Genomic DNA, 18,290 nt, shown 5'->3' with positions numbered 1-18,290 from the left:
CGAAGAAGTCGAAGAGGGAGCTCAAGCGCAAGCTCAAATGGTATCTCGCGCGTCGAGTTTTCAAGGTTCTCAACGGGCTAGAAACAATTCCCACGTCGGCTTGACAGACATAGAAGGATCGGCCCAGCAACCTCGCGCGAGGTTGCTGGGCCGCCGTCAGGTAGTAATTGTTAGGCGACGAAGGCTTCGGTGGGCTTGGACACCCGGTCGACCAGGTGGTCGGTGTAGGCCGGCATGGTGAGGAACTCGGCGAACTCCTCGCCCAGCGCCGTCTCGCGGAAGATCTCCACGGCCTCATCGAAGTGATCATCGGCGGTGCGCTGCATCAGAGCCAGCTCCTCGCCGAGGTAGCGCTCCACCAGACGCGAGGTCAGCTGCTGACCGTTGTCCAGGGTCACCTCGTGGCGGATCCACTGCCAGATCTGCGAGCGGCAGATCTCAGCCGTCGACACGTCTTCGAGCTGGTTCTCCAGAGCCACGTGCCCGTTGCCGCCGAGCCATTCGTTCATGTATCCGATGGCCACGCGGATGTTCACGCGCACACCCTCTTCGGTCACGACCGGTTCGAGGCCGGTGATGTCGAGGATGTTCTCACTGGTCACCTGCACATCGGGGCGCTTGTTCTCCAGCTGGTGCGGCTGCGAACCCAGGGCGGCGTCGAACACGGCCAGAGCCGCCGGAACCAGTGCCGGGTCGGCCACCCAGGTGCCGTCGAAGCCCTGCCAGGCCTCGCGGGCCTTGTCCTCTCGCATGCGCTCGAACTCGGCGGCCACGAACTCCTGGTCCGGGTGATCGGCCATAAGGTTGGACATCGTGCCGATCGCGTGTGCTCCGCGACGGTGGCAGGTGGCCACGAGCCGGTCGGTGAAGGCCTTCATCAGCGGCAGGTCCATCGTCAGACGTTCGCGGTCGGGCAGAACGTAGTCGGTGGTGTTGCGCAGGTTCTTCACCACGGAGAACAGGTAGTCCCAACCGGCAGCCTCGAGACCTGCACAGTGCTCGCGCAGCTCGAAGAGGATCTCCTCCATCTGGAACACTGCGGTGATCGTCTCGATATGAGCAGTCGCCCGGATAGTGCCCTGCGGGATGCCCAGCATGTTCTGCGCCAGGACGAAGACCTTGTTCCACAGGCGTGCTTCCTGCGAGGACTCGAGCTTCGGCAGGTAGAAGTACGGGCCGGAGCCGTTGTCGATGAGGTAGCGGGCGTTGTGGAAGAAGTACAGACCGAAGTCGACCAGCGCTGCGGAGGTCGAGAATTCCTGGCCGTTGTCATCGACGTAGATCAGGTGCTTCTCGGGCAGGTGCCATCCGCGGGGGCGCAGTCCGATGGTCGGCTGGTTGTCATTGTTGACGCCGGGCAGCTGTCCGCGGATGGCGCGGAAGAGGTTGACCTGTCCGCCGATGACATTGGCCCAGGTGGGGCTCGTAGCGTCTTCGAGATCGGCCAGCCACACCTTCGCCTGCGAGTTCAGCGCCGCCACGACCTCGTCCTCGGTGACCGGGCCGGTGAGCTCCACGCGGCGGTCTTCGAGGCCGGGGGCCCCGGCGGATCCGGCGACCGACCAGGAACGGTCGGCGCGGATGCGTGCGGTCTCGGGCTTGAAACGGGGGAGGGTTCCGCCGTTCATCTCGGCCGCGCGGGCCCGGCGCGTGCGCAGCACGTCGCAGATGGTGCCGGCGAACTCGTCGTGCAGCTTGGCGATGAACGTCAGAGCAGGCTCCGAAAGGACGGTGCCGAAGCCGGTTTCGAGCGGCGCGTTGATCTTGATGTAAGACATGGGCTTCTCCTCACCCGTCGTAGTGTGCCTGGAATGTGTGGCTGGTTCTGTGGATGGTCCTCGCCGAGGCGGCTCTACATTGATCGTGAGCGTTCCCGTGGGACCGTGGCGGGGTTTCGATGCGTCTGTGGTGTGACGGAGCGGATCGACAATGTAAACCCCGTGAAAACACTGCCGATCCGCCCCGGGCTCTGAGTGGGTTCATCCCCGCTGGTCAGCGAGGTATGAACCTCGTGCGGCTCAGTGGAACTGAGCGGTTTCGGTGGAGCCGGCCAGCGCGGTGGTCGACGACTCGGGGTTGAGTGCAGTCGACACCAGATCGAAGTAGCCGGTGCCCACCTCACGCTGGTGGCGGGTCGCGGTGTATCCGCGCTCCTCGGCAGCGAACTCGCGCTCCTGCAGGTCGACGTATGCCTTCATCTGCTCGCGGGCGTAGCCGTGGGCCAGATCGAACATCGAGTAGTTCAGAGCGTGGAAGCCGGCCAGGGTGATGAACTGGAACTTGTAGCCCATGGCTCCGAGCTCGCGCTGGAACTTCGCGATGGTGGCATCGTCGAGGTGCTTGCGCCAGTTGAACGACGGCGAGCAGTTGTAGGACAGCATCTGGTCCGGGTACTCGGCGTGGATCGCCTCGGCGAACTGCTTGGCTGCTTCGAGGTCAGGTGTGGAGGTCTCCATCCACAGCATGTCCGCGTAGGGAGCGAACGACAGTCCGCGTGCGATGCCTGCTTCGATGCCGTTGCGAACCTTGTAGAAGCCTTCGGCGGTGCGCTCACCGGTGACGAACTGCTGGTCGCGCTCGTCGATGTCCGAGGTCATCAGCGTGGCTGCCTCGGCGTCGGTACGGGCGATGACGAGGCTGGGCACGTTCTCGACGTCGGCCGCGAGACGGGCGGCGTTGAGCGTGCGGATGTGCTGCGAGGTCGGGACGAGGACCTTGCCGCCGAGGTGGCCGCACTTCTTCTCGGAACCGAGCTGATCCTCGAAGTGCACACCGGCAGCGCCGGCTGCGATCATCGACCGCATGAGTTCGTAGACGTTGATCGAGCCGCCGAAGCCCGCTTCCGCGTCGGCGACGATCGGAGCGAACCAGTCGTCGACCTGCTTGTTGCCTTCCGAGGTCTCGATCTGGTCGGCGCGCATCAGAGCGTTGTTGATGCGGCGGACGACCTGCGGCACCGAGTTGGCCGGGTAGATCGACTGGTCGGGGTAGGTCTGACCGGCGGCGTTCGCGTCGGCGGCGACCTGCCAGCCGGAGAGGTAGATGGCGTTGAGGCCGGCCTTGACCTGCTCGACTGCCTGGTTGCCGGTCAGTGCACCGAGTGCGTTGACGTAGTCACCGGAGTGGATGTCGCCGGCGGTGATCTGGTTCCAGAGGCGCTCGGCTCCGTGACGGGCCAGCGTGTGCTCCTCGATCAGCGAACCGCGCAGTTTGACGACATCCTCGGGCTCGTAGTCACGAGCGACTCCCGACCAGCGGGCGTTGGTGGCCCAGTCGCGGCGAATGGCTTCAGCATCGTGCAAGCTGTTCTGCGTGGTGTTCTCAGTCATTGTCCTTCTCTTTCTCGATCTCTCGGGGTTGTTGATGTATCCAGTCTGCGGGGGCCGCAAGCGCTCTCGCATTGTTTTTTCGGATGAATAATCTCGATATTTCCGGTTTCAGAAATTTCGCGGTTCTGTCATACTGTTTTTCAACCGAGTGAACCAGCACACAGAAACCGGGGGAGGCACTTTGAACAGCGTTGGCGCGGAAGTTGAGAGCGAAGAGCAGCAGACCGACCCGCTCAGCATCGGCAGAAGAATCCGATTTTTTCGCAAGAAGCGCGGTTTGACCCTCAACGAGCTGGGGCACGAAGTGGGGCGTGCGGCGTCCCAGATCTCGACGATCGAGAACGGCAAGCGAGAAACTTCTGTCACGCTCTTGGCCGCGATTGCGAAGGCGCTGAAGACGGATGTCTCCGAGCTCATCGACCCCGCTCCGATCGACGAGCGCCAGGCGCTCGAGCTCGAAGCCGAACGCAATCAGGCCTCCCCTATGTACTCCTCCCTCGGCCTGCCGCAGGTGCGGATCAAGTCGCTGCCGGCGGATGCCCTCGAGGCGATCGTGGGTCTTCAGCGGCAGCTCGGCGAGGCTCTGGAGCGACGGGCCGCTACCCCGGAGGAGGCACGGCGGGCCAACCGGGAGCTGCGGGATCGGATGAGGGAGAAGAACAACTACTTCGCCGACCTCGAGGCCACTGCTGCCGAGCTGCTCGACCTCGTCGGCTACGAATCCGGAACGGTGTCACAGCGGCAGACAGCGCTCATCGCCGAGAAGCTCGGTTTCAGCCTCCATTACGTCTCCGACCTGCCAGAATCGACTCGGTCGATCTCGGACACCGCGAACAAGCGCCTGTATCTGCCCAATGCCGATGCCGCTTTCGATCCGCGGTCGCACCTGCTCATGAGCCTGGCTCCGCATGTGCTCGGCTATGACTCCCCGAAGGACTTCCACGAGTTCCTCCAGCAGCGCGTCGAGGCCAACTATCTGGCTGCCGCGATCCTGCTGCCCGAGTCCTCAGCCGTGCCGATGCTCGAGGAGGAGAAGAAGAAGCGGGTGCTCTCCGTCGAGCATCTGCGCGATATGTTCGGCGTCGGCTACGAGATGGCCGCCCACCGGTTCACGAACCTCGCCACCGAGCACCTCGGACTGCCCGTGCACTTCATGAAGGTCCACAACTCCGGCACGATCCACAAGGCGTACTCGAACGACGGCCTGCCGTTCCCTACCGATCCGCTCGGAGCAATCGAGGGCCAGTTCGCGTGCAAGCGCTTCACCTCGCGCACCGTCTTCCGCGTCGCGGACCGGTTCAGCCCGTACTACCAGTACACCGACACCCCGCACGGCTCGTTCTGGTGCACCGCCCGTGTGCTGCCCGGCGGCGACTTCGCCATCAGCGTCGGCGTCCCGTTCTCCCATGTCCGCTGGTTCGAGGGTCGGGAATCACCGGTCCGATCGCAGTCAGGATGCCCGGATCCGTCCTGCTGCCGGCAGGCCCCGAACGATCTGGCCGAGAAATGGGAGGACCAGGCGCTGCCGTCGGCCCGGATGCACGCGTCCCTGCTGGCCGCGGTTCCGCCCGGTGCCGTGCCCGGCGTCGACGACACCGAGGTCTACGAGTTCCTCGAACGCCATTCCGGCTGATCGTCGACAGAGATCGACGGCACAGGAATCCCACGCCGAGGAGGCTCCCCCACTCCGGGTGTCCCGTGACCGAGGCTGGTGAGCGTTCGGATCATTCCGCCAGGGCTTCGGCCAGGCGGACGAGCATGAGTTCGCGCCACCACAGGTATTCGTGCCCGCCCACAAACGGTCGAGACACGATATCGATGCCGCGAGCGGCGAACTCCTCGGTGGCCTCGGCGACCGAGTCTGCAATGACCGTCTCCAGGGTCCCGTGGTCGACACAGAATGTCGGATGCGCGACGGCCTCGAGGGGCTCCGACTCGTGGGACTCCGACTCCCCGTCGGTGCCGTCAGATCTGTCGTCGGATCGGCTCGGCGCGAGGTCCCAGATCCTGCGCCCCTGGTCATCGGATTCCCAGAACGACGGTGAGAGGCAGATCCCGCGGAATGCTTCCGGGTGCCGCAGGGAGAAGAAGGCCGCGGCCAGTCCGCCATATGAGGCACCCGCGACGATCGTCCGCGCTTTGACGTCCGGCGCGGTCCGACGGACGAGCGCGAGGACATCGTCGCAGAACCTCGGATTCATCACGAGGTCGTCGGCGCGCTGACCGATGGCCGCGTCCTCGTCAGGGCCGCACTCCCCGACGGGAGCGTGGTCGACGGCGATGACCACGGACGGCGGGGACACCAGCTCGTCGATCCCCGTGAGCAATCCCCCGCGAATAAACCGCTCCCCGTCGAGGACGATGAGCACCGGCGCCGAGGCGGGACCTCGCTGCGGTCGGTGGATCCAGATCCGCCTCAGTGAGGAACCGAGGGTGACGACGTGCTCTTCGGTGGTCGGTCGACCGTCCACGGCCTCGTCGAGTGCCTGCGATGTCGGCTCGTCCCCGGCTCCACGGGGTGCCTGCGATGTCGGATCGTCCCCCCAGTGCACCTCCGATGCCGGTTCGTCCCCGCCGGTCCAGATCAGCGGCCGTGCATCGGGTGCGGAGATTTCGAGGACCTGCGTCCTGCGCATGTCCGTAACCTCGCGCAGGCCGTGGTCACCGGCGGGGACGAATCCTCGCTCGAGAGCATCGAGCCAGGTCGGGCGGTCGGCGACCTGGAGCCCGCGGGGCACAGGCAGGAAGCGCAGAGCCCCACGGTATCCGCGCGGAACCGTCAGCTCGATCGAGTGCATCGTCGCCTCGGCACCATCGGCTCCGTCGCCACCGTCGGTTCCGTCGGTCCCGTCGACAACGTCTGCCGGGACGGAGCGCCGGACCATGATTCCGCCCGGCACATGGCGTCGGTCCGTGACGCCGTTGAGGGAAGCGAAGATTTCGCGCTCAACCCCGGGGGCCGCCTCGGCGGGGATGTGCGAGGCCGGCAGAATCACCCGAAGCGTCCAGTCCTTGTCCGGACCGCCGTCGGTCCACGTGCACAGTGCGGGCGTCGTGCCGTTCTGCTCCGCCGGAGCATCGGCCGCGCTGGTCTCCGTCATGATCCGACAGCTGCCTTGTCGAGCTTCTCAGCGATGGGGCCGACGATCTCGGGCAGCGCGAGCGCGGAGACGGAGCGCAGCCCGCGCCACTCCTCATCGGTCGGTTGGTAGAAATGTCCGCCCTCAACGGTCGGCAGGCTTGAGAAGGTGGGGACGCCGTCGTACTTCTTTCGCAGCTTCGGGTCGGGGAAGTAGCCGACCAGGATGTCGGACTGCAGGACGTCGAGCTTCTCCAACGACAGACTGTCGGGCACCTTCCCCGCCGTCATATCGTCTGCCACCGGGTCGAGTTCGAGTCCGAGTTCGCTGAAGAACTGCACGGTGGCTGCGTTCCGGTCGGAGAGCACACCCACCTGGTCGGGACTGTGGAAGAGCGCGACGAGGAACGATCTGCCGTCGAGATCCGGGTGCTCCTTCGCCGCATCATCGATCGCCGTCTGCGCCGTTTCGATCGCCTCCACGCCCACGTCCTCCGCGTCGAGAACGGTCGAGACCCGCTCGGCCTGCGACCGCCAGCTGTCGGGGTGGCCCTCCTCGGCCGTGGCCAGGGTCGGCGCGATCTCGCTGAGCTGTTCGTGAGTATCCTCGCCGATGATGGTCCCCGTCGCCAGGATCAGATCGGGTTCCCACGCAGCGATGTCCTCGAACGGGATCGTGTCTTCGGTCGACCACTTGAAGAGCTCCGGGTCGTCTCCGCCGCGTTCGGCGATGGTCTCCTGCGCCCACGGCATCACCGGTTCGACCGGGGCTTCCGTCATCGCTACGGGGACCACGCCGGCCGCCAGCGCTGCGTCCGCATCGGAGACGGAGAGTGCGACCACGCGTTCGGCCCCGGCGATGTGGACGGAGCCGAAGGCGTCGTCGACGCTCCCCGCACCCGTCTTCCCTGACTCTGCATCCTCGGCGGATCCTCCTCCGCACCCGGTGAGAGCGAGGGCGAGCGCGAGGGAGACAGGCGCAAATCGGCGCATCGGCCGGTCGGAGAAGGTCAGGACAGAGGAAGGGCGGGTTGCCATCGGGAGCGGTATCGCTTTCACGTGAAGTTTGGTTAGCCTCAGCTAAGTTACCACATGAGCAGTCTGCGCCCCAGTGCGACCCTGCGGCGATATCAACGCGACCAGGTGAGCACGGAAGAAGCGTTGACTTCGCGCTGCGGATCCTCAGCGGGTCGTGTTCTCGAAGGCCCGATCGACGATCGTTTCGGCGATCGCCAGCGCCGAGGTGGCTGCCGACTTCGGCACGGATCTGACCATGGTCAGCCTGCCGCGCCTGGTCACGGCCAGTTCGTCGATGAGTTCGCCGTCGGCGGTCATCGCCTGAGCACGGACTCCGCGAGGTCCGGAGGTCACGGTGTTCGGATCGACCTCGGGGACGAAGCGGCGGATTCCGTCGACGAAGGCGGTCCTGCTCACCAAAGGTCTGACTCCGCGGGCCGCTGTCTTCGCGGTCTGGGCGGCGAACTTCCAGAAACCTTTGTTTCTGGCGGTCGAGCTGATATCGGCGAGGTCGAATCCGCGCCGGTCGTAGGATTCGCGGCCGAGGGCGACGAAGGTATTCGGTCCGAGGATGAGCCCGTCGTCGAGCCCGCGGACGATCGAAGTTTCGGTGAAGGGAGCCTGCGGGTCGGGAACGGATCCGATGATGCCGCGGACCACCTCGGTGTCGGTGGCCGGGATCCGATAGTAGTCGCTGGTGAACGGCACGATCCGCGGTTCGGCATCCAGTCCGGCGGCGGTCGCGAGGCGATCGGCCTGGAGACCGGCGCAGACGATGACGATGTCGAAGGTGCCGAGCACCTCTTCGGGGGCAGTGTCCCGGCCGGAGCTGTCGCGGTGTGGGGCATCATTCTGTCCGCTGTCGGGGCGCGCATCCCATGAGCGCCGATCGTCACGACGCGACCAGGAGTCCGAGAGCTTCTGTGTCCACTCCCCGATCGTCGATTCGGCCTGCTTGAACCAGTCCTGCTGCCCGAAGCGATCGCGCAGCTCATCGCCGATGCCGATGACCGGGTCGTGCCCCTCTTCCCCGCGATATGTGCGCGGCCGGTCGCGGACCTGCTCGTCGCGGTCGTCAGAACTGGCCGTGGCGTCGTCTGCCGGAACCGGGCGTCCGCGCAGTCGGACTTCGTTGCTCATGGTGTCGAAGTCGGTGACCTCGGTGCCGAAGCGAAATGTCCCTCCGGCGGCACGCACATCGGAGGCGAGCGCGGCGGTGAGCGCCGCGAAGTCCGCGATGGCCGCATGGGGTGAGAAGAGGCCGAGGACTCCTCTCACGGCCGGTTCGACGGCTCCGATCTCGTGGCGTTCGAGCAGCCGCGCGCCGGGGACCTCGTTGTCTTTGGCGCGGGCGAAGATCTCTTCGAGGCGTTCAGCTTCATCGGTGTCCTGGGCGATGAGCAGCTGCCCGCATTCCCGGTAGGGCACGCCGGCCTCGGCCATATAGGGGATGAGCAGCTGGAGGCCGCGCTTGGTGAGTTTCGCTTCGGCCGAACCGGGCTTCTGATCGAGTCCGGAGTCGACGATTCCGGAGGTGTGACTGCTCTGATGCGCAGCGACGGTCTCGGCTTTGTCGAAGACGGTGATCTCGGCGTCGGGGAACCTCGTGGTGACTTCGCGGGCGGCGACACCGAGGATGCCGGCACCGACGACGGCCACTCGTGAAATACTCATACAGCAATCTTGGCACCGTTCGGGTTGAAGGAGAAGGATGACGACCGTCTTGGAATGGACCGGCAAGGCCGCCGCCTTCGCCCTCGGTCGTCGCCTCATTGCGGATTCCGAAACCGGGCCCGGCCTCGATGAGGGTGAGCGGGAACCAGGGTCCCGCCTCGGTGACGGTGCCCCCGAACGGGACGGCCGCCTCGGTGATGGTCGTCCGCACCTGCGGGACGTCGACGGTACCGCTCACGTTCCCGATCCGCACGAGAATCTGCTCGTAGTCGGGGACAATCTGCCCGCGCTGACCGCCCTGCTGGCCACGCACCGCCGGCAGGTCAAGGTCGTCTATATCGATCCCCCGTACAACACGGGCAACGCGCACACCTACAAAGATCACGGGCACGATCACGCCAGTTGGCTGTCATTCATGACTCCGCGACTGCTGCTCGCACGTGAGCTCATGCGTGAGGACGGGGTCCTGTTCCTCCACCTCGACGACAAGGAGAGCGCGTGGGCTCAGCTGCTCGGGCACGAGATCTTCGGTGAGGACAATTCGCTGGGCACGCTCATCCATCAGCGCGCGAAGGGCGGAGGCAATGCGCGCTCCTTCGTGCGCGGACACGACTATGTGCACGTGTGGGCCCGCGATGCGAGCCAGGTCAGGCCGTTCCTCACGGAGAAGAAGTCACCGGCGAAGCTTGAGGTCATCGACGGCAGGCGGATGCTCGTGGAGACCGATGTGCTGCGCGCCGGCTTCGGCCGATATGCGCGCGGCTCCGAGCGGCGGCTGATGTACGAGGACATCGTCGCCGTCAAGGGTGCGGGGAAACTCGCCGAGGTGGATGCGAAGCTGGCATCGGGCGAGTACATCCTGCGACCCTGGGGCACAGAGGGCAAGCATGCGGTGGTGCGGGTGACGCCGGCGGAGAAGGCGAGTTCGAAGATGTACTCGATCATCAAGGCGCTCGGCGGGCAGAACGATCTGGAACCGCTGGGCCTGGGCGGGGTATTCAGCTATCCGAAGCCGGTCGAGCTGGTCAAGGCGCTCGTGGCCTCGCAGACGTTCTTCGACTCCGATGCCATCGTCCTCGACTTCTTCGCCGGATCCGGGACCACGGCACAGGCCGTCATGGCCGCGAACGAACGGGATCAGGGTTCGCGATCGTTCGTGCTCGTGCAGACCCCGGAGCCGCTGCGATCGAAGACGGCCCGGGCCGTGGTGGCGGCAGCCGGTGGCGGAGCTGAGCGGACCGGCGGGGCCGGAACAATCGGTCAGGCAGCAGAAGGCGCGGGCGGCACAGACGGTGCAACCGCTGCCAGCGACGCCGAGTTCCCCACGATCAGCGAACTCACCGCCGAACGCATCCGTCGCGCAGCCGACGTCCACTCCCCCGGGCTGATCTTCACCCAGCTCGAGGTCGTCGACGGCGAATAGCACCCGGCGGCGACGTGACAGCCGAAGACCGCCCCGTCGTACCTTCCGACTGAATTGTTGGGTCGATCCACGGTGTTTTCGACCTCCAGAACACCGTGGATCGACCCAACAATCGCCTCCATGCTCCTGCACCGCTGCACGACTGCCCCCTGCACGACCGTTCCTGAGACTCTGCGGGCGAACAATCGGACTCCTCAGACAGCGCTCGGATCAACGAGGTAGGGTCGAGGTGACTCAGCTGCCAACTCGAACAGGAGCAACCATGTCAGTCGTCGCCATCAACGCGCTCTCCGTCCCCGAACCAGCTCGCGCTGAACTCGAAAAGCGCTTCGCGCAGCGCAAGCATTCGGTCGACGGTGCTCCCGGCTTCGAGGGCTTCCGGCTGCTGCGCCCGGTGGCCGGCGGGGACCAGTACTTCGTCTACACCCAGTGGGCGACCCGCGAAGACTTCGAGAACTGGCGCGCCAACCGCTCATCCGCCCACGAGTCCAGCGGAAAGAAGCCGGTCTCCGAGCAGGCGAACCTCCTCGAGTTCGAGGTCGTCGACCTCGGCGACTGAAGCCCTCAGCAGCGCCCCGAGCTTACGCGCCCGACCACGGCGTCGCCTCGGCGAAAGGGCCTTGAAACGTCAAGCGCCGCCTCGGCGAGGGAATAGCAATCGTCCAAGGACGTCGACCTACGCGTCGGCGTCCTTGTCCAATTCGCTGAACGCTTCCACCTTCTTCGGGCTGCCGGCCACGAGGATCTCGTCGTCGGCATAGAGGGTGACGTCTCGATCGGCGATGCCCCAGTGGGTGCCGCCGCGGCGTTTGAACGCGACGATCGTGACGTCGTACCTCGTGCGCAGCCCCAGTGAGGCCAAGGGCACGTCGGTCGTGCGCACCGGCGGAGTGGTGCGCGCCAGGACGAAGTCCTCGTCGATGGGCAGGAAGTCCGAGATATGCCCCCTGATCAGGTGGGCCAGTCGTCGGCCCATGTCGTTCTCGGGGCTGATGACGTTGCCGATGCCCAACTGATGGAGGATCTCGGCGTGGGTTTCGCTGATCGCCTTCGCCCAGATGTGCCGATTGCCGAGCTTGAGGATCCGCGAGGCCACGAGGATGCTCGCTTCCAAGTCGCTGCCGATGGCGATGACGACGCGGGAGACCTCGTCGATGCCCAGCTGTCGCAGCACCACTTCGTCGGTGGCATCGGCGCGGGAGGCATGGGCGAGGACGTCGGCGAACTCGGCCACAACGGACTCGTCACGGTCGACGCCGATGACCTCGACCCCATGCTCAGCGAGTTCGCGCGCCAGGGATCCGCCGAAGCGGCCGAGCCCGATCACGGCCACCGCCCCGTCCTTTGCCAGCGGCGAGGGGTCGCCGGTGAAGAACGACGCGGACCGCGCCATCCAATTCTTCTTCTCGTTCATGGTCTTGTCCTTTCTGGGCCTCATCCTCACTTGGCGTCCCATCTGAAAGCGGGGCCGCCTCGGCGAGGGTGTCGGCAGTCGTTGATTCGGCTCTCGATGGACCGGCCATCAGCCGATCAGCGGTCGTTCCTTCGGCAGTTCGTAGCGGATGGGGCGCTCGCGCAGGGCCAGGCCGGATGCCACGGTCACCGGTCCCAGCCTGCCGAGCGCCATGGTGAGGATGAGGACGATCTGGCTGGGAGCGGACAGATCCGCGGTGATTCCGGTCGACAGACCGACCGTCCCGAAGCCGGAGATGACTTCGAAGAGGACCCGGCTGAGGCCGAATCTCGGGTCGCAGAGCAGGATGACCATCGTCGCGAGCAGCACCCACCCCAGGGCGAGGACGATGACCGTCGTCGCTTGCCGGTGCACGTATCGGGAGATGCGGCGACCGAACAGGGTGACAGACCGGCCGCCGCTGACCTCCGTCCACGTCGTCGCCGCGAGCACGGCCATCGTCGTGATCTTCACGCCGCCTGCCGTGCCCGCCGGTCCGCCGCCGATGAACATGAGGACGTCCATCCCGAACCACGTCGCCGTGTGCATCTGGCTGATGTCGATCGAGTTGAACCCGGCCGTGCGCGTGATCGTCGATTGGAACGTCGCCGCCTGGATCTTCCCCCACGCATCGAGGTGGCCCATCGTCGCGGCATTGTCCCACTCGATCACGGCGATGAAGACGGTGCCGCCGATGAGCAGAACCGGAGTGAGGACGACCATGATCCGCGTGGTCAGACTCCACTTCAGCGGGGTTCGGTACCGCCGGACGAGTTCGATGAGGACGGGATAGCCGAGCCCGCCGAGGATGACCGCCAGCCCGATCGGACCGCAGATGAACGGGTCGGCCACATAGTCGACGAGGTTGTCCTGACGCAGCCCGAATCCGGCGTTGTTGAACGCGGAGATCGCGTGGAAGATCGCATCCCAGATCGCGGCCGTGACGGGTTCGTCGTAATGGAGGAAGAACCGGCAGAACAGCGCCGAGGCGACCACGAGTTCCATGCCGAAGGTCAGTGCCGTGATGCGCAGGACGAGCGGCTTGACGCCGCCGATCGCGTCGCTCTTCGTCTCCGAAGCCACCGATTGGCGGAGCCGGAGACCGGCCTTTCCCGCCAGCAGCAGGGCAAGCAGTGCGGTGAGCAGGAGCACTCCGAGACCGCCGGCCTGGATGAGGCAGATGATGACGATCTGGCCGAAGAGCGTGAAGTCCTGACCGGTGTCGAGGACGACGAGTCCGGTGACGCTGAGCGCCGAGGTGGCTGTGAAGAGGGCTTTGAGCAGTGAGATGCCGCCGTCGGCGACCGTGGCCGCCGGGGTCATGAGCAGAGTGGTCCCGGTGACCAATGCTGCCAGGTAGCCCGCGATGACGCGGACGATCGCTGAGCGATGTGAGCTGTGCACCAGACGAAATGTAGCACCATCGCAACGGTTCGGCGTCGCGCGCAGGCAACTCACCGGTAACGGTCAGAATCCTGCTACTCTGCCTTATCGGAACTGCCGTGATTCGGCTCATGCCCGCGGCACCGCCCAGCACCTGTTCGTCCATCCACAGAGAAGTGTCGAGGAACCTCATGAGTCAACCGCAGGCAGCAACAACGGATCGAGACCACGGCTTCGTCAAAGCCCTCGGCTCGATCGATGCTCTCTTCATCGGATTCGGCGCCATGATCGGCTTCGGCTGGGTCGTCCTCACCGGAGAATGGCTGTCCGGAGCCGGCACCATGGGCGCCATCCTCGCCTTCGTCGTCGGCGGCATCATCATGTGCTTCGTCGGCACCGTGTACTCCGAGCTCGTGGCCGCCATGCCGCATGCCGGAGGTGAGCACAACTACCTGATCCGGGCGATGGGCCCGCAGGTATCTCTCTTCGGTTCGTGGGCGATCACCGGCGGCTATATCAGCGTCGTCATGTTCGAAGCTGTGGCCGTGCCGAAGACGGCCCTCTACCTGTTCCCGGATCTCGAATTCGTCAAACTGTGGACGATCGCCGACTTCGATGTGTACCTGACCTGGGCCCTTGTCGGCACTGTCACCGCGATCATCATCTCCTGGATCAACATCCGCGGTGTGAAGGTCGCCTCACTCGTCCAGACCTTCGTCGTCTCGTTCCTCATCATCGTCGCCCTCATGCTCTTGGCCGGCGGTCTCACCGGCGGCGAGGCGGCCAATGCCGAGCCGCTGTTCACCGGGGGCGGGTCCGGCTTCATCGCCGTCGTCGCGGTCGTGCCGTTCCTCTTCGTCGGCTTCGATGTCATCCCGCAGTCGGCGGAGGAGATCAACCTGCCTCCGGCGAAGATCGGCAAGCTCGTCGTCATCTCGGTGCTCATGGCGATCACCTTCTACGTCATCATCATCTGGATGACCTCGCTGGCCATGCCTGCCTCGGAACTGGCCACTCACGACCTCGTCACCGCGGACGCGCTCACGGCCATGTTCAACTCCGCCGTCTGGGGCAAGCTCGTCATCGCCGGTGGTCTGGCCGGGATCATCACCTCGTGGAACGCCTTCCTCATGGGGTCGTCTCGCCTCATGTGGGCGATGGCCGTGGCCGGCATGATCCCGGCCTGGTTCGGCAAGCTGCACCCGCGCTACCGCACCCCCGTCAACTCGATCATCTTCATCGGGGCGCTCTCGGCTCTGGCACCGTTCCTGGGCTCGGCGGCACTCGGCTGGATCGTCGATGCGGGTTCGCCGGCGATCGTCATCGCCTACTTCCTCGTCAGCGTCGCTTTCCTCGTCCTGCGCAAGCGCGAACCGGCGATGGACCGTCCGCTGCGCATCGGCGGCAAGGGCAGCTCCGGTTTCGCCATCGGTGTCATCTCGGCCGTGCTCACGCTCGTCCTCTTCGTCCTCTACCTGCCGATCACCCCGGTCTCTGCGCAGTTGGCGTGGCAGTCGTGGGCGATGTTCGGCCTGTGGCTTGCCATCGGCATAGTGTTCATCTTCCGGCTGCCGCGCGGCGTCAAAGCAGGACCGAATGCCGAAAACGAGCTCCTCGCGAAGGTCAAGGCGCTGCGCGGAAAGTGATCGCGGATCCCCCGCTTCGCGCTGCTGATCGCGCATCCCGTACCGCTAGTGGCGCTCCGCGTCGGCAGTCACAATTCGCACCGGCGGTCGCACCCCTTACCTTCAGCGACATATCACCCCTTTGCACCGGGGTGGTTTGCCGCTGAAGGTAAGGGGTGGTCTGCCATCGGTAGGAGAAGCCAATCCGGGTGAGGGATGCCGGCATTGCCAACGGGAGGATTCGGGACCAACGGTGCGTGATGCCGCTGCTCTGAGCCGAGTGTCGCGCCCGAATATCCGAGCGCATCCGGACATGCGAACGCGGTCGCCGGCTTTGCGCAACGGCGACCGCGCTCGGTCTTGGGAACAGGAGTCGGCTCAGACGGCGGCGTCGAGGCCGCGCATCTTCAGACTCTCGCGCTGGTTGGGGTTCACGCTCGGGCGGAACGGCATCTCGACCACCTCGGCGTGCACCGGGACTCCGCGATAATCTGCGAACGGCTCCGGCAGGTGGGCCCATTATTCGGTGCCGAGCTCGGTTGCTGACACCAGCACGTGCGCCATCGCGATATTCGCTTCGAGTTCCGGCAGATACCACGGCGAGGTCACCTGTTTTCAGCTCGTCTACCGATGGGTGACCTTGCGCCTGAGGGTGCGCGAGAGCAGTCCCGCCTCATCGACGAGCAGCGCGCCGAGGCGATCGTGGTGTTCGGCGATGCGCATCGTCGGCCCGGAGATTCCCACGGCCGCGACGACGTCTCCGTCGATACCGAACACCGGTGCGGCCAGCGCGTCGAGGCCGATCTCGAACTCTTCGTGGACGATGGCGAATCCGCGATCACGCACCGTGTCGAGATTGTCTGTCAGCTCCTTGCGTGAGCCCAACGTCTTCTCGGTGCGCCGCTCCAGCCTGCCGGTCGGCAAGGCGATGACGTCATAGGCGAACATGACCTTGCCCAGAGCCGAGCAGTGCGGCGGAACCTCGACATCAGCCCAGTTCGTGGCGCCGAGGACGAAGGTCGAATCGACCTGAGCAACCTGGACGACTCCTTTGGGCCCCGGCATGGCGAGGTTGACGGTCTCCCCGGTCTCCTCGCTGAGTCGCTGCAGGGTCGGATCGGCCGCGACGACGAGGTTCTCCACTCGGTCGAAGCGGGAAGCGTAGGTTGCGAACAGTGATCCGCCGCGGTAGAGGCCGTCACCGTCGCGTTCGACCAGACCGTTGCGTTCGAGGGCGGAGAGCAGGCGCGAGACCGTCGACCGAGCCCAAGCGGTCTCTTCGACCACCTCGGTATAGGAGATCGGGTCGTCGGACCTCACGACCAACGACAGAATCTCTGCCGCCCGGTCGATCGACTGGGTCCCATTGCTCATCGTGCTCAGCTCCGTCGGGGAAAGGGAGTCGGCGGTATCGAGGCCCACCGACCGCACTCACCCTACCCCACGCCCTCAGACTCTGGCCGGGTTGCGCGTCGTGAGTGACAGTTTCGAAATGAGCATCAAAGCTGCCAGCTCGGGCGGCGTCCAATCCGTGGATCGGGCCGCGACGATCCTCGGGATCATCGCCCGCGCGGAGCTCGCCGAGATCACCCAGGTCGCCGAGGTGGCCGCCACCGGATTCGCGCTCGTCGACGATGAGCTCGAGGTCGGGTTGACCGCGGTGTCCGCTCCCGTACGAACTGCCCACGGGGCCCACGGGGCCCACGGGGACGTCATCGCCTCGATCTCAGCGTCAGGACCGAGCTTCTGGTTCACCGCGGACGAGGCCGCCTCGGCCAGAGATCTGCTCACTCGGGCCGCAGCCGACGCCGAGGCGGACCCGACCACCCGTGTCCAGCACCGAGGTCGAGGCAGCCGCATCTCCCCCGATGTCTACAGCGCCTGCGGGAACTCGGGAGCCATCCAGCGCATGGTCGAGGAGAGCGTGCGCCGCCGGGGCTGAACGCAGTTGGGCCCGGGCTCCGCCAAGGCCGCTCCGGACAGTACCAAGGCACTGAGAATTTCCGTTGGCGCCGGCCACCTGATTAACTATGGAACGATCGTTCAGACCTCGTTCCCAATCAGCTCCTGGAGGCAGTCATGGCCACTTTCGAACTCTCACCCGAAGTGCGCTGGTCGGATCAGGACCTGCTCGGCCACGTCAACAACGCACGGATGATTACCCTCATCGAGGAATGCCGCGTGCGCTGGATGCACGAGATCCGGGCCGGACACATCACCGGAGGCGGACTGCTCGTGGCCCGCCAGACCATCGACTACCTCGTGCCCGTTATGTACGGCCCCGAACTGAAGATGACCGTGACGGTGAAGAAGCTCGGCAACTCCTCATTCACCATCAACACCCGAGGTGACCAGGACGGGCGTCAGGTCTTCGACCACGACTGCGTGCTCGTGCACATCGATCGGGACTCGCAGAAGCCCACCCCGCTGACGCCCGAGCTGCGCGCAGTCTTCGAACCCTACCTGCAGGGCTGAGGCCCGACCATTGGCTTAGGTGGGAGAAATAGTCACGAGAATCGGCTCCGGGCGTGACCATTCAGCCCACCCAGTATGAGCCTATCGCCCGCCCGACAGCAGCGAGCACCTCCCGGGGGACGCGCGATCATGGCCGATTCGTTCAAGCCGACTCCCTGCACGTCCGCATAGTCTGAAGTCATGAAACTCGACGCGATCTCGATCATCACCGCAGACATGCCCGCCGCCATCACCTTCTACTCCGCGCTCGGCCTCGAGCTCGCCGACGGCGGCCCGGACGCCCCACACACCGAGTTCTCCTCCGGATCCCTGCGGATCCTCCTCGACACCGAGGCGGTCGTCCTCGGCATCGATCCCGAATGGACCCGCCCGACCGGCGGAAACAAGATGTCCTTGGCCTTCGACTGCTCCACCGCCGAGGCGGTCGATGCGACATTCGCCAAGCTCACCGGGCGCGGCGACGGGGGAAGCGATCCCGTGGCCGGAGTCGTCCACGAACCCTGGGACGCGTTCTGGGGACAGCGCTACGCTGTGGTCTCCGACCCCGACGGCAACACGGTCGACCTCTTCGCCACCCTCAACTCCTAATTGCTACCCGACGGCGGCTCAGCAACCTGGCGCCAGGTTGCTGAGCCGCCGTCGGGATCCTTCTATGTCTGTCAAGCGGCTTGGCCGATCGGTTTCGTGGCCTCGAGAATCCGATACACAGAACGAGCGACGTGACGCTTCATACACCGGATCGTCTCCTTCTTCGTCTCCCCCTCACCAAGCCGTTTCGCCATATATTCCTGGGACCGCTGATGGTGAGATAGCCGCGTGATAGCCACCATGT

16 protein-coding genes are annotated in these 18,290 nt (G+C 65.4%); 7 read left to right on the top strand and 9 right to left on the bottom strand.

The features are described 5' to 3' along the window. Positions 1–170: 170 nt before the first annotated feature. From aceB to BI49514_RS16625, 3 genes are all read right to left on the bottom strand, one after another. The gene (gene aceB / locus BI49514_RS15525) at positions 171–1,778 is read right to left on the bottom strand and encodes a malate synthase A (protein WP_101547355.1); all 1,608 of its coding nucleotides are present in this window, start codon (positions 1,776–1,778) and stop codon (positions 171–173) included. 240 nt (positions 1,779–2,018) lie between these two features. Next, positions 2,019–3,329, bottom strand: coding sequence for an isocitrate lyase (gene aceA, locus BI49514_RS15520; protein ID WP_025779322.1), 1,311 nt, complete (start codon positions 3,327–3,329; stop codon positions 2,019–2,021). Further along, on the bottom strand, positions 3,322–3,630 hold the full coding sequence (locus BI49514_RS16625; protein WP_167443903.1) for a hypothetical protein: 309 nt from the start codon (positions 3,628–3,630) through the stop codon (positions 3,322–3,324). The genes aceA and BI49514_RS16625 overlap by 8 nt, the downstream gene beginning before the upstream one ends. On the opposite strand from BI49514_RS16625, the gene BI49514_RS15515 reads away from it, so the two are divergent. Next, positions 3,607–4,962 carry a helix-turn-helix domain-containing protein gene (locus BI49514_RS15515; RefSeq protein ID WP_338063787.1) on the top strand — a complete coding sequence of 452 codons (1,356 nt, stop codon included), beginning with the start codon at positions 3,607–3,609 and terminating at the stop codon, positions 4,960–4,962. The two genes, BI49514_RS16625 and BI49514_RS15515, sit on opposite strands and share 24 nt — an antisense overlap. Before the next feature lie 91 nt (positions 4,963–5,053). On the opposite strand, the gene BI49514_RS15510 is transcribed toward BI49514_RS15515, so the two are convergent. From BI49514_RS15510 to BI49514_RS15500, 3 genes are all read right to left on the bottom strand, one after another. Continuing rightward, on the bottom strand, positions 5,054–6,430 hold the full coding sequence (locus BI49514_RS15510; protein ID WP_101547353.1) for an alpha/beta hydrolase: 1,377 nt from the start codon (positions 6,428–6,430) through the stop codon (positions 5,054–5,056). Further along, positions 6,427–7,446 (bottom strand): ABC transporter substrate-binding protein, encoded by a 1,020-nt coding sequence (locus tag BI49514_RS15505; RefSeq protein ID WP_101547352.1) that lies wholly within the window; start codon positions 7,444–7,446, stop codon positions 6,427–6,429. Before BI49514_RS15505 ends, BI49514_RS15510 begins: the two co-directional genes overlap by 4 nt. A gap of 144 nt (positions 7,447–7,590) precedes the next feature. Then, a complete protein-coding gene (locus BI49514_RS15500) occupies positions 7,591–9,099 on the bottom strand; it encodes an FAD-dependent oxidoreductase (protein WP_244195308.1) in 1,509 nt (502 codons plus the stop codon). Positions 9,100–9,136: 37 nt separating this feature from the next. Here BI49514_RS15500 and BI49514_RS15495 point away from each other — a divergent pair, with 37 nt between their 5' ends. Both BI49514_RS15495 and BI49514_RS15490 read left to right on the top strand, forming a co-directional pair. After that, entirely contained in the window at positions 9,137–10,522 is a 1,386-nt protein-coding gene (locus BI49514_RS15495; protein WP_101547350.1) for a site-specific DNA-methyltransferase, read from the top strand. Between the two features lie 262 nt (positions 10,523–10,784). Beyond that, entirely contained in the window at positions 10,785–11,081 is a 297-nt protein-coding gene (locus BI49514_RS15490) for an antibiotic biosynthesis monooxygenase family protein (RefSeq protein WP_101547349.1), read from the top strand. 117 nt (positions 11,082–11,198) lie between these two features. Here BI49514_RS15490 and BI49514_RS15485 read toward each other — a convergent pair whose 3' ends face one another. Both BI49514_RS15485 and BI49514_RS15480 read right to left on the bottom strand, forming a co-directional pair. Continuing rightward, a complete protein-coding gene (locus BI49514_RS15485) occupies positions 11,199–11,936 on the bottom strand; it encodes a potassium channel family protein (protein ID WP_101547348.1) in 738 nt (245 codons plus the stop codon). A gap of 108 nt (positions 11,937–12,044) precedes the next feature. Next, on the bottom strand, positions 12,045–13,379 hold the full coding sequence (locus BI49514_RS15480; RefSeq protein ID WP_244195307.1) for a TrkH family potassium uptake protein: 1,335 nt from the start codon (positions 13,377–13,379) through the stop codon (positions 12,045–12,047). A 170-nt stretch (positions 13,380–13,549) separates the two neighbouring features. Here BI49514_RS15480 and BI49514_RS15475 point away from each other — a divergent pair, with 170 nt between their 5' ends. Further along, entirely contained in the window at positions 13,550–15,004 is a 1,455-nt protein-coding gene (locus tag BI49514_RS15475) for an APC family permease (protein WP_101547347.1), read from the top strand. 603 nt (positions 15,005–15,607) lie between these two features. Here the strand turns inward: BI49514_RS15475 and BI49514_RS15465 are convergent. Further along, entirely contained in the window at positions 15,608–16,357 is a 750-nt protein-coding gene (locus BI49514_RS15465) for an IclR family transcriptional regulator (RefSeq protein ID WP_101547356.1), read from the bottom strand. A gap of 118 nt (positions 16,358–16,475) precedes the next feature. On the opposite strand from BI49514_RS15465, the gene BI49514_RS15460 reads away from it, so the two are divergent. The 3 genes from BI49514_RS15460 (at position 16,476) to BI49514_RS15450 (ending at position 18,046) form a co-directional block, all read left to right on the top strand. Further along, positions 16,476–16,925, top strand: a complete 450-nt coding sequence (locus BI49514_RS15460) for an IclR family transcriptional regulator domain-containing protein (RefSeq protein ID WP_101547346.1) — start codon at positions 16,476–16,478, stop codon at positions 16,923–16,925. Between the two features lie 137 nt (positions 16,926–17,062). Continuing rightward, entirely contained in the window at positions 17,063–17,458 is a 396-nt protein-coding gene (locus BI49514_RS15455; protein ID WP_101547345.1) for an acyl-CoA thioesterase, read from the top strand. Positions 17,459–17,638: 180 nt separating this feature from the next. Next, positions 17,639–18,046: a VOC family protein gene (locus tag BI49514_RS15450; protein ID WP_101547344.1), complete on the top strand. Its 408-nt coding sequence runs from the start codon at positions 17,639–17,641 to the stop codon at positions 18,044–18,046. Positions 18,047–18,290: the final 244 nt, after the last annotated feature.

This window comes from Brevibacterium iodinum ATCC 49514, from assembly GCF_900169265.1.
GTDB classification, from domain to species: Bacteria; Actinomycetota; Actinomycetes; order Actinomycetales; family Brevibacteriaceae; genus Brevibacterium; species Brevibacterium iodinum.
Note: the sequence above shows the minus strand (reverse complement) of the source record. Positions and strands in the feature narration are given on the sequence as shown.

Coding starts and splice junctions, on each gene's coding strand:
- aceB (WP_101547355.1), bottom strand. CDS start 1,778: ATGTCTTACATCAAGATCAACGCGCCGCTCGAAACCGGCTTCGGCACC.
- aceA (WP_025779322.1), bottom strand. CDS start 3,329: ATGACTGAGAACACCACGCAGAACAGCTTGCACGATGCTGAAGCCATT.
- BI49514_RS15510 (WP_101547353.1), bottom strand. CDS start 6,430: ATGACGGAGACCAGCGCGGCCGATGCTCCGGCGGAGCAGAACGGCACG.
- BI49514_RS15505 (WP_101547352.1), bottom strand. CDS start 7,446: ATGGCAACCCGCCCTTCCTCTGTCCTGACCTTCTCCGACCGGCCGATG.
- BI49514_RS15500 (WP_244195308.1), bottom strand. CDS start 9,099: ATGAGTATTTCACGAGTGGCCGTCGTCGGTGCCGGCATCCTCGGTGTC.
- BI49514_RS15495 (WP_101547350.1), top strand. CDS start 9,137: ATGACGACCGTCTTGGAATGGACCGGCAAGGCCGCCGCCTTCGCCCTC.
- BI49514_RS15490 (WP_101547349.1), top strand. CDS start 10,785: ATGTCAGTCGTCGCCATCAACGCGCTCTCCGTCCCCGAACCAGCTCGC.
- BI49514_RS15485 (WP_101547348.1), bottom strand. CDS start 11,936: ATGAACGAGAAGAAGAATTGGATGGCGCGGTCCGCGTCGTTCTTCACC.
- BI49514_RS15475 (WP_101547347.1), top strand. CDS start 13,550: ATGAGTCAACCGCAGGCAGCAACAACGGATCGAGACCACGGCTTCGTC.
- BI49514_RS15465 (WP_101547356.1), bottom strand. CDS start 16,357: ATGAGCAATGGGACCCAGTCGATCGACCGGGCGGCAGAGATTCTGTCG.
- BI49514_RS15460 (WP_101547346.1), top strand. CDS start 16,476: ATGAGCATCAAAGCTGCCAGCTCGGGCGGCGTCCAATCCGTGGATCGG.
- BI49514_RS15455 (WP_101547345.1), top strand. CDS start 17,063: ATGGCCACTTTCGAACTCTCACCCGAAGTGCGCTGGTCGGATCAGGAC.
- BI49514_RS15450 (WP_101547344.1), top strand. CDS start 17,639: ATGAAACTCGACGCGATCTCGATCATCACCGCAGACATGCCCGCCGCC.